Origin of the sequence: Sphingobium sp. HDIP04, from assembly GCF_000445085.1 — a bacterium.
Lineage (GTDB): Bacteria > Pseudomonadota > Alphaproteobacteria > Sphingomonadales > Sphingomonadaceae > Sphingobium > Sphingobium indicum.
The window spans coordinates 1-10256 of sequence record NZ_ATDO01000071.1 but is presented as its reverse complement, the minus strand read 5'-3'; the positions used below and the strand labels follow the sequence as shown (position 1 = coordinate 10256).

General features: G+C 67.9%; 11 protein-coding genes and 1 pseudogene. 2 read left to right on the top strand and 10 right to left on the bottom strand.

The features are described from left to right. From L286_RS0124450 to L286_RS31850, 5 genes and pseudogenes are all read right to left on the bottom strand, one after another. A pseudogene (locus L286_RS0124450) lies at positions 1-226 on the bottom strand (molybdopterin molybdenumtransferase MoeA); the annotation flags it as partial. After that, positions 223-708, bottom strand: coding sequence for a cyclic pyranopterin monophosphate synthase MoaC (gene moaC, locus L286_RS31865; RefSeq protein WP_020819903.1), 486 nt, complete (start codon positions 706-708; stop codon positions 223-225). The gene moaC and the pseudogene L286_RS0124450, both read right to left, overlap by 4 nt. Further along, on the bottom strand, positions 705-1496 hold the full coding sequence (trpC, locus tag L286_RS31860; protein WP_020819904.1) for an indole-3-glycerol phosphate synthase TrpC: 792 nt from the start codon (positions 1494-1496) through the stop codon (positions 705-707). The genes moaC and trpC overlap by 4 nt, the downstream gene beginning before the upstream one ends. Then, on the bottom strand, positions 1493-2485 hold the full coding sequence (trpD, locus tag L286_RS31855; RefSeq protein WP_020819905.1) for an anthranilate phosphoribosyltransferase: 993 nt from the start codon (positions 2483-2485) through the stop codon (positions 1493-1495). The genes trpC and trpD overlap by 4 nt, the downstream gene beginning before the upstream one ends. Positions 2486-2594: 109 nt before the next feature. Then, entirely contained in the window at positions 2595-3185 is a 591-nt protein-coding gene (locus tag L286_RS31850; RefSeq protein WP_020819906.1) for an anthranilate synthase component II, read from the bottom strand. A 237-nt stretch (positions 3186-3422) separates the two neighbouring features. Between L286_RS31850 and L286_RS31845 the strand changes: the two genes are divergently transcribed. Beyond that, positions 3423-3776, top strand: a complete 354-nt coding sequence (locus tag L286_RS31845) for a hypothetical protein (RefSeq protein ID WP_020819907.1) — start codon at positions 3423-3425, stop codon at positions 3774-3776. Positions 3777-3803: 27 nt separating this feature from the next. On the opposite strand, the gene L286_RS31840 is transcribed toward L286_RS31845, so the two are convergent. Next, a complete protein-coding gene (locus L286_RS31840; protein WP_020819908.1) occupies positions 3804-4811 on the bottom strand; it encodes a S66 peptidase family protein in 1008 nt (335 codons plus the stop codon). Positions 4812-4831: 20 nt separating this feature from the next. Next, positions 4832-5275: a cupin domain-containing protein gene (locus L286_RS31835; RefSeq protein ID WP_007687725.1), complete on the bottom strand. Its 444-nt coding sequence runs from the start codon at positions 5273-5275 to the stop codon at positions 4832-4834. 125 nt (positions 5276-5400) lie between these two features. Between L286_RS31835 and dapE the strand changes: the two genes are divergently transcribed. Next, positions 5401-6543, top strand: a complete 1143-nt coding sequence (gene dapE, locus L286_RS31830; RefSeq protein WP_020819909.1) for a succinyl-diaminopimelate desuccinylase — start codon at positions 5401-5403, stop codon at positions 6541-6543. Between the two features lie 290 nt (positions 6544-6833). Here the strand turns inward: dapE and L286_RS31825 are convergent, their stop codons facing one another. The 3 genes from L286_RS31825 to mltA form a co-directional block, all read right to left on the bottom strand. Beyond that, positions 6834-8513, bottom strand: coding sequence for a putative bifunctional diguanylate cyclase/phosphodiesterase (locus tag L286_RS31825; RefSeq protein ID WP_020819910.1), 1680 nt, complete (start codon positions 8511-8513; stop codon positions 6834-6836). 95 nt (positions 8514-8608) lie between these two features. Beyond that, a complete protein-coding gene (locus L286_RS0124445) occupies positions 8609-9082 on the bottom strand; it encodes a Smr/MutS family protein (RefSeq protein ID WP_443214471.1) in 474 nt (157 codons plus the stop codon). Positions 9083-9154: 72 nt separating this feature from the next. After that, a partial coding sequence (gene mltA / locus L286_RS31820; RefSeq protein ID WP_021223265.1) for a murein transglycosylase A occupies positions 9155-10256 on the bottom strand: 1102 nt, incomplete at its 5' end.

Here is a 10256-nt window from a genome sequence, read left to right as displayed (position 1 = left end):
CGGCCGCGCTTTCGGCAGCGACCTGCCACGGCCCCGGCCATTCGGCGGCGCGAACGGCATAGCCGTCCATGGCGGAAAGGTCGGCCCAGGGCTGGTCGCGCAGCGCGACGACATCCTCCGTCAGCCAGCGTCCGGCGCAGGCGGGAACGGCCAACTGCTCCGTCGGCAGTGGCGTCGCCAGCGCCATCAGGCGGCTTTGCGCCTCCGCGACCGGAAGCAGGCTCATGATGCCGGTCCGTCTCCGGCCGTCCAGCCGCCGGACTTGCCGCCGCTCTTGGCCAGCAGGCGCACCTCGCCGATCACCATGCCCTTATCCAGCGCCTTGGCCATATCATAGACCGTCAGCAACGCGACCGACGCGGCGGTCAGCGCCTCCATCTCCACGCCGGTCTGGCCGGCCGTCTTCGCGGTCGCCGTCACGGACACGCCGCTGCCGTCCAGATCGAGGTCGATGCTGATGGAGCTGAGCGGGATCGGGTGGCAGAGCGGGATGAGGTCGGCGGTCCGCTTCGCCGCCATGATGCCGGCCACGCGGGCTACGGCCAGCACGTCGCCCTTCTTCACCAATCCCTGCGCGATCGCTGCTGCGGCTTCGGGGGTCATGCTGATGCGCCCGCCGGCAACGGCCTTGCGCGTCGTCGTCGCCTTGGCGGAGACGTCGACCATATGGGCCGATCCCTCCTCGTCCAGATGGGTGAGCTTGCTCATCGCCCCGTCAGCAGCTTGCGCGTGGCGGCTTCGACGTCCGCCTGCCTCATCAGCGTTTCCCCGACCAGGAAGCAGCGCACGCCATGGTCAGACATGGCGATCAGGTCGTCATGGCCGCCGATGCCGCTTTCCGCGACGAAGGTGCAGCCCTCCGGCGCCTGCCCCACCAGTTCATAGGTGCGGGCGAAATCGACGGTGAAGTCGCGCAGGTCGCGATTGTTGACGCCGATCAGGCGGGAACGCAGCTTCATCGCCCGCTCCAGTTCCTGCGCGTCATGCACTTCGACCAGCGCATCCATGCCCAGGCCAAGGGCGGCGTCCTCTATCTCCGCCATCTGGTTGTCGTCCAGCGCGGCGACGATGATCAGGATCGCGTCGGCGCCGAACGACCGGCTTTCCAGCACCTGCCAGGGATCGACCATGAAATCCTTGCGCAGCACCGGCAGGGCGCAAGCGGACCGGGCGGCGACCAGATAATCGTCATGCCCCTGGAAATAGGGTTCGTCGGTCAGCACCGACAGGCAGGCGGCGCCCCCCGCCGCATAGGCGCGGGCATGGGCGGGCGGATCGAAATCGGGGCGGATCAGGCCCTTGGACGGGCTGGCCTTCTTGACCTCCGCGATCAGGCCGAAGCCGGAGCGGGCGGCATCGTCCAGCGCCTTGCGGAAGCCGCGCGGCGGCGTCTGTGCGGCGGCGCGGGCGTGAAGCGAGGATATGGGCGTGGCGGCCTTGCGCCGGGCGACCTCATCGCGCTTCGCGTTGCAGATTTCGATCAGCTTGTTGGTCATTTGAAAGCTATCCAGCAATTGAGCAACGCGTTGGCAAGGCCCCGGTCGATGGTTTCGGCGGCTTCCTCCACGCCCTCGCGGAAATCGGACACGGCGTCCGCGACGACAAGGGCGGCGGCGGCGTTCAGCAGCACCGCGTCACGATAGGGCCCGGTTTCGCCCTGCAACAGGGCGCGCAGGGCGGCGGCGTTATGGGCGGGGTCGCCGCCCCTGATGGCCTCGACCGGATGGGTGGAAAGGCCGAATTCAGTGGCAGTCAGGCGACGCATCGCGACCAGGCCGCCGCCTTTCACCTCCGCCAGCGCGTTGCCGCCGGCCAGCGACAGTTCGTCCAGCCCTTCGTCGCCGGAAACGATCATCGCATGGTCGACGCCCAGTTCCGCCAGCGCCTCCGCATAGATGGGGACATAGTCCGGGCGGGCGATGCCGACCAGTTGGCGGCGCACCCCGGCCGGATTGGCAAGCGGCCCCATCAGGTTGAAGATGGTGCGTTCGCCTATCGCCCGGCGAATGGGGCCGAGCCGCCTGAGCGCGGGATGATGGTTCTGCGCGAACAGGAAGCAGATGCCGAGATCGGCCAGCGTCGCTTCGGCTGTCGCGGCGGCGCGGTCCAGGTCCAGGCCGAGCGCTTCCAGCGTGTCGGCGGCGCCGGCCTTGGAGGAGGCGGCGCGATTGCCGTGCTTGGCCACCGGGACGCCCGCGGCCGCGACCACCAACGACACGGCGGTCGAGACATTGAGCGTATGGTGCCCGTCCCCGCCCGTGCCGCAGACATCGATCGTGCCCGCCGGAGCCGTGACCGGGATCATGCGATGGCGCATGGCGCGGGCGGCGGCGGCGATCTCCGTCGCCGTCTCGCCCCGTCGGGCCATGGCGACGAGAAAGCCGGCGATCTCCTCTTCCGGCAGGTCGGCATCGAACAGCAGGTCGAAGGCCGTTGCGGCCTGTTGCGCGTCGAGGGGCAGGGTTGGATCGGGCAGGCGGGTCATCGTCGCTGCCTTAATCATGGGACGGCGCCGGAGTCGAGATGGGATGCGCGAAAGTCGCTGCGGCCTTGGAGGTATGAGGACCGCTGGCGGGGCCGAAAAGGAAAGCGGTTCAGCCCGTCACGCGTTCCCGAACCGGAATGCCCGCGATCCGCATGAAGTTCGCCAGCATGTCATGGCCATGTTCGGTGGCGATGCTTTCCGGGTGGAACTGAACCGAATGGATCGGCAGGTCGCGATGCCGGAAACCCATGACGGAGCCGTCCTCGCTGGTGGCGTTGACGATCAGCGTTTCGGGAATCTCCTCCACGATCAGCGAATGATAGCGGGTGGCGGTGAAGGGCGAAGGCAGCCCCTGGAACAGGCCGCTGCCGTCATGGGTGACGGGGGAGGTCTTGCCGTGCATCAGGCCGCCGCGCACCACCTTGCCGCCGAAATGCTGGCCGATCGACTGATGGCCCAGGCATACGCCCAGCAGCGGCGCGCCCGCATCGGCGCAGGCGGCGACGAGGTCCAGGCTGACCCCCGCCTCATTGGGGGTGCACGGGCCGGGAGACAGCAGGAAAGCCTGCGCGCCGGTGGAGAGCGCCTGCCCGGCGGAGATGGCGTCGTTGCGGACGACGTCCACCTGCGCGCCCAGTTCCATGAGATAATGGACGAGGTTCCAGGTGAAGCTGTCATAATTGTCGATGACGAGGATCATCGGGCGGCTTTAGCGAAGGATCGCGGTCGGGGAAAGGGCCGGGATCGCGTCGAGCGCGGCGCGCTGAGGCCTTGCGGGCATTGGGGGCCATGAAAGCCCAGTTCAAGCGGGAGGGCGGGACTGGGCTCCTGCCTTCGCAGGGGCACGATGCCTTGGGCAGGCGTCCCGCCGCGTCGGGCGTAGCCCGCGCGCATGGCAGGCCTGTTCCGCCGGGCCATCCTGCGATAGCATCGCCCGATGCGCGTCCTCACCGCCCTTCTCCCCCTTGCCGCGGTCCTGGCCGGGCCGGCCTGGGCGCAAGCCGCCGAGCGGGCGGGGCACTATTATCTGCGCGGCGTGATGGAGACGGGGTCCGAACTGATGCTGCATCCGGACGGCCGCTTCCAATGGTATCTGGTCTATGGCGCGCTCGACCTGTTCGCGGAGGGGCGGTGGGCCGAGAGGGACGGCGCCGTCATCCTTACCTCCGAAAAGACCAGGGACGTGCCCGAACCCGGCTTTCGCACGCTCGTCCTGACGATCCAGGACAGGTCGCTCGTCCCGCCCGACGGGCGCGGCGCCTATGTGCGGCCCACCGACGACAAGGACTGAATTCTCGGCTCGATGTCGTCGCTCCTTTCAGCGAACCGCCGCCTCCAGCAGCCGGATCGTTCCCGCGTCGGCGTCGATCTCCGCCCGGCAGCCGACCGGCAGGCTGAACTGGCTGGCGACATGGCCGAACAGCGCGCCCTGGAAAGCCGGCACGCCCAGGGGCGCAAGATGCTGCTGCAACACCTCCGCCAGGGTGAACCCGCCATAGGAGGCGCCGCTGGGGCCGCAATCGGTGCATTGCCCGAACGCCACGCCCGCCACCCTGCCCAGCACGCCGGCGAGCGCCAATTGGGTCAGCATCCGGTCGATTCGATAGGGCTGCTCGCTCACATCCTCGATGAACAGGATCGCGCCGTCGAAATCCGGCAGCCAAGGCGTTCCCATCAGCGTCGAGAGCACGGTCAGGTTCCCGCCCAGCAGCCGCCCGCTCGCCTTCCCGCCCCGGAAGGTCAGGATGCGCCCGCTGCGTTGCACCAGCCGGTCCTCATGCCCCTCCGGATTGGCCATCAGCGGCGTCGCCCCTTCGAAGGCGACGGCGCGGAAGGCGTCCCAGGAAAAGCGCGGCCAACTGCTCGCCGCATTTGGGCCGTGGATGGTGACGAAACCCGCCCGCGCCGCGAAGGCCAGATGCAGCGCGGTGATGTCGGAAAATCCGACCAGCAGCTTGGGATTGGCCCTGATCTTCGTGAAGTCGAGATAGGGCAAGATGCGCGCGCAGCCCCATCCGCCCCGGGTGGCGAATACCGCCCGCACCTCCGGATCGGCGAACATCGCGTTGACGTCGGCCGCCCTGTCGGCATCGGTCCCGGCCAGATAGCCGTGACGTTCGACCAGATGCCGGGCGGGCTTGGGCACCAGCCCCATGGCGACGATCGTTTCCTTGACCAGATCGAGGTCGAAGGCATCGTCGGTGAAACCCGCCGGCTCGATCAGGCCCACCTTGTCTCCGGGGCGCAGCCGGGGCGGCTTCACCACCCCGGCGGGGGACGCGGCCAGGGCCTTGGGAGCCGTCATCGCGGCGCCCAGAGTGGCCATCAATGCCCGGCGGTCCAGCCTCAAAAGCCGCTTCCATTCCTGCGGCGATAGCTGCCCCCGACCCATTGCATGTCGATGTCGGGATAATGCGCATCCCCCAGCGGAACGCGCCCCACCGCCAGGAAAACGCAATCCTCGCCGCTTTCGTTCACCAGATGATGGCCGTTGGGATCGCCCTTCGGAAAGGATGCCATGTCCCCGGCATGCAGCGGCGTGCGCCCTCCTTCCTCGACCAGCACCGCCTCGCCGCTCAGCATGACGACGAACTCGTCCTCATCCTCATGCCAGTGCCGTTGGGAGGATGCCGCGCCGGGCTTCAGAACCACATGGCTGACGCCGAAATCCGAAAGGCCGGTCGCCGGCCCCAGCCTGCGCACCCATCGCCCCGCCACCGCGCCAGCATGTTCGGGCGGATAGCCTGTCCGATTGGTCTGTTCGATGGCCGCAAGGTCGACCTTGGGCATGACATGTCCTCCTGCCGGCAGCGCCGGCGACGCTTCCGCCGACTTCAAAAATGCGCCCTGTTCTCCACCGCATTTTGCGCGCCGCGCCTGTTTCAGCCGGCTTCAAAATGCTCTAACGCAACCGCATGAGCAAGACCAGCACCGATGCCAACCCGATCGACATAGCCGAGAAGCTGATCGCCTGTCCCTCCGTCACGCCCGCCACGGGGGAGGTTTTCGCCGTGCTGGAGGCGATGCTGAAACCGCTGGGCTTCACCGTCGACCGCTTCCTGGCCGGGGAGGCGCCGGACGGCCCGGTGGAAAATCTGCTGGCATGGCGGACGACCGGGCCGGGCAGGCATTTCGCCTTTGCCGGGCATCTGGACGTGGTCCCGCCGGGCAATGGCTGGGCGAGCGATCCCTTCCGGCCGGAGGTGCGCGGCGAGTTGCTCTACGGGCGCGGAGCCGTCGACATGAAGGGCGCCATCGCCGCCTATGTCGCGGCCCTGCACGACCTGCCCGAAGACCTGCCCGGCACGATCAGCCTGATCATCACCGGCGATGAGGAAGGCGCGGCCGTCCATGGCACGCTGGCCCTGATGGACCGGATGGCCGCCCATGGGCTGCGTCCCGACCTCTGCCTGGTGGGCGAGCCAACCTCCTCGCGGCGGCTGGGCGACGTCATCAAGATCGGCCGGCGCGGATCGGTCAACATGTGGATCCATGTCGACGGCGTGCAGGGCCATGTCGCCTATCCGCATCTGGCCGACAATCCGATCCCGCGCCTGATCCGCATCCTTTCCGCCATCGACGCGCTGGTGCTGGACGAGGGCAATGACTGGTTCCAGGCGAGCAATATCGAGATCACCAACCTGGACGTCGGCAATCCGACGACCAACGTGATCCCCGCCGCCGCGCAGGCGCGCATCTCGATCCGCTTCAACAATGAGCATGGCGGCGCGGAGCTGGTCGACCGCATCACCGCCATCGCCGCGGCCGAAGGCGGCAGGGTGGAAGCGAAGATCAGCGGCGAACCCTTCCTGACGGAGCCGGGCATGCTGTCGGACATGGTCGCGGGCGCGATCCGCGACGTGACGGGCGTGGAGGCGGAACTGTCGACCACCGGCGGAACGTCCGATGCGCGCTTCCTCTCGCGCCTGTGCCCGGTGGTGGAATTCGGCCTCAATAACGCGACCATGCACAAGCTGGACGAGGCGGTGGCGCTGGCCGACCTGCGCGACCTCGCCGAAATCTATCGGCTGGTTACGGCGAAGGCCCTGGCGAGCTAGGCAGCGTGGACAAATTCAAGACTTGCCGGACTGAGTGATTTGGGTGGTTAGCGGACGCTCCCCATTTCGTCACCCCTCCCCCCTGTTCGTCACCCCGGACTTGATCCGGGGTCCCGCTGCCTTTTCCAGGCGGGCACTCAGAAAGAAAGCGGGACCCCGGATCAAGTCCGGGGTGACGGAAAACTGATGTCAGCGATTAGCCATTTCACGACATTTCCGAATTTGTCCACGCTGCCCAGGACCCATCGACATTCATTTCAGGGTGAGCGGGAAGCGAATAGGCCGCCGCCTCAGACGGAGCGTTGCCTGGCCAGCGGCGCGGGCGCGGCGAAGCGGGCGAGATAATCCTCCTCGCCCATCGGCCGCGCCAGATGATAGCCCTGGAACAGCGTGCAGCCGATCACGCGCAGCATTTCCATCTGCGCCTCGGTCTCCACCCCCTCGACCACCACTTCCATGCCCAATCCCTGGATCAGCCCGACGACGGCGCTGCAAATCGTGCGGGCTTCGGCCGAAACGGCGATGTCGCGGACCAGCGAACGGTCGATCTTCACCCGGTCGACCGGCAATTCGCGCAGTCGCGAGAGGTTGGAATAGCCGGTTCCGAAATCGTCGATGGCGATGCGCACGCCGTCCCGCCGCAGGGCGCGGATCTGGTCCAGCGTCCGCGCCTTCATCCCCATTGCCAGCGATTCGGTGATCTCCAGTTCCAGCATGATCGCCGGCGCCCGATGCGCGTCTATCGCATGACGCAGGCGCATGAAGAAATCGGCCTGCCCCAGTTCGCGGGAGGATATGTTGATCGCGATCCGCTGCCTGACACCGGCCTGCGACCAGCGCGCCGCCGTCTCGCACACCCGGCCCATGACCCAGTCGCCCAGCGCCACGATGGCGCCGCTTTCCTCCGCGATGGGCACGAAGGAGCCGGGCATCACCAGCTCGCGTTCCGGATGCGCCCAGCGGATCAGCGCCTCGGCGCCGATGACCCGGCCGCTGCCGATCTCGATCTGCGGCTGGAATTCCAGCAGGAACTCCTCCCGTTGCAGGCCCAGCAGCAGGTCGCGCTCCAGCTCGGCGCGGTCGGCGGCTTCCAGCGCCAGTTCGGTGGTGAACATCTCGGCCCGGTTACGGCCCTGATGCTTGGCATGATACATGGCGATGTCCGCCGACCGCAGCAGCGCGGACAGCGTGTCGCCATGTTCAGGATAGCAGGCGACGCCGATCGACGCGCCCAGGTCGACATGCTGGCTGCCCAGGTCGAAGCGCTCGCGCAGCGCGAACTGGATGGCGCGGGCGATCCGCCCGGCGCTGTCCATGTCCGGCAAGCTGGGGACGAACAGGGTGAATTCATCGCCCGCCAGGCGACCGATCAGGCAATCGCCCGCGCCCGCGCTGGCCTGCGCCATGGCGACTTCCCGCAGCCGGCCGGCGACGCGCGCCAGCAACTGGTCGCCCGCCGCATGGCCCAGCGTGTCGTTGACGCCCTTGAACCCGTCGAGGTCGATGAAGAACAGGGCGGCAAGCCCCTCCTCGCTGCGTTCCGCCAGCAGCCGTTCGACCTGCCGGCAAAAGCTGATGCGGTTGGCGAGGCCCGTCACCGGATCGAACAGGGCCAGCGCCTGCACATGGTCCAGATTGGTGCGCACCTGGCTGAACAGGCTTTCCATCGCCACCGACAGATCGGGCAGTTCCTGGCCGATGTCGCGCGGCACGGCGGATTGCAGGTCGCCATGCGCCGCCGCCAGCAGGCGTTCGGTCGCGCCGTCGATGGCGCTTGCGGTCGTGGCCACCGTCCGGCGGGCGGACGCCCAACTCAGCGTGCCGCACAGGATCGCGATGATGAGGGATCGGCCGACGCCGTCCATGTCCGTCGCCTGCCCCTGGCCCAGGACCAGCGACAGGATGAACACCAGCGCCCCCGCGGCGCAGGCGAAGGCGGTGGCGCGGCTCGTCAATGTCACGCCCTGCATGTGCCTCCCTGCCCAGCCAGCCCGACGTTTGGACTGGATCATCGGGATATGAAGGACAGTGGTTAAGAAAAGGTCAGTGGATTCGTCCGAAAGGCTTATTTTTTGCGCCGCAGGATGACGTAGAGCGCCCCGTCGCCGCCATGGCGCTGATGCGCGATCCGCACGCTGGCGATGCGATCGGCATAGCTGCTGGTTTCCAGCCAGTGGCCGATCTCGCCGCGAATGGCGCCGCGGCGCGGACCGCCGCCTGCCGACGGGCTTTTCGGCGGTTTCCCCGTGACGATCAGCATGATGCGGACGTCCCTTGCCCAGGCCGAGGCCAGCGCCTGGTTAAGCCGGGCATGGGCTGCCGACAGGCTGTGGCCGTGCAGGTCTATGGTCATGTCGGGTGTCAGATTTCCGCTACGGATTCTGCGCTCCCAACCTGAATCCAGGGTGGCCGCGGGCGTGCGCGGCGGGGCCGTCGCGACCGTCCGGGCAGAGGGAACCGTTAACCCTGTCTTCTCCTTGGCGGGAACCGGAACCGTGGGGATGGCGGAGACGCGCGCGCCCGGCCTCAGCGGCCTGATCGAGCGGGTCAGCGCCGTCCAAAGCGCCTGTTCATCGGAGGTGAGACTGCGCCGGGGCATCGCCGCATGACGTCAGGGCTGCTGGCCGAGGCGCGCCGCCGATCCGATCGGCAGCAGGACGAGCGCGCTGCCCCGCGCCGACATGCCGCCCGCGACGCTGCGCGCATTGCTGCCCGCGCCCCAGAAGCTGTCGAAGCGATTGGCGCCCTTGATCGCACCGCCGGTATCCTGCGCTATCCATATGCCGTTGGGCTCCGCCCGGTCGAGCGAAAGCAGCACCGGCGCGCCCAGCGGCACATAGCGGGGATCGGCGGCCACCGTGGCTTCGGGCGTCACCGCGACTCCCATCGCCCCAAGGGGGCCGGCGCCGGTCAGTTCGCGGAAGAAGACGAAGCTCTTGTTCTCGTTCATGATCGCCGCGCCCTCGGCCGGATGGGCGCGCAGATATTGCATGATGTCCTGCATCGACCCGGCCTGGATCAGGCCGCGATCCTTCATCAGCTTGCCGATGCCGGTATAGTCGCGCCCATTCTGGCCGTCATAGCCGATCCGCATGACCCCTCCATCGGGCAGCAGCAGCCGTCCGCTGCCCTGCACCTGAAGGAAGAAGAATTCCACCGGATCGGCGGCCCATGCCAGTTCCAGCCCCCTGCCGGCGAGCGACCCCGAAACGATCTGCGACCTTTCGTCGAAAGGCACCAGATTGGTGCCGTCGACCTTGCCGCGAATGGTCTTGCCCTTCAGGCTGTCGCTGAACTGGCCCAGATTGACGTCGATCAGATTGGGCGGGCGGCGGTAGATCGGCACGTCATAGCCAGGCTGCCGCATGCGTGACCCAGCGATCTCCGGCTCATAATAGCCGGTGACGAAGGCCTTTCCATCGCCCACCTGCACCGCTTCGAAATAGCGGGCGAAAAATTCGCCGGCCGAAGCCTCCGGCCAGCTCGACGCGGCGGCGCAGGCGCTGTTCCAGTCCGAACCGCGCGTCAGTCCGCTCTGGTCGTTCCGCCGCATCAGCGAAGGGCAGGACAGGCGAAAGGCCTGCAACGCCTTGCGCGAACGATCGCCGGACGGAATGAGATCGGCAATGGCTGGGCCGGGCGTGACGCCGGCGCTGGCAGCATTGGCCGTGTCCGTCGGCGCGGCCGCGGGGGGCGTGACCGGCACGGGCGGA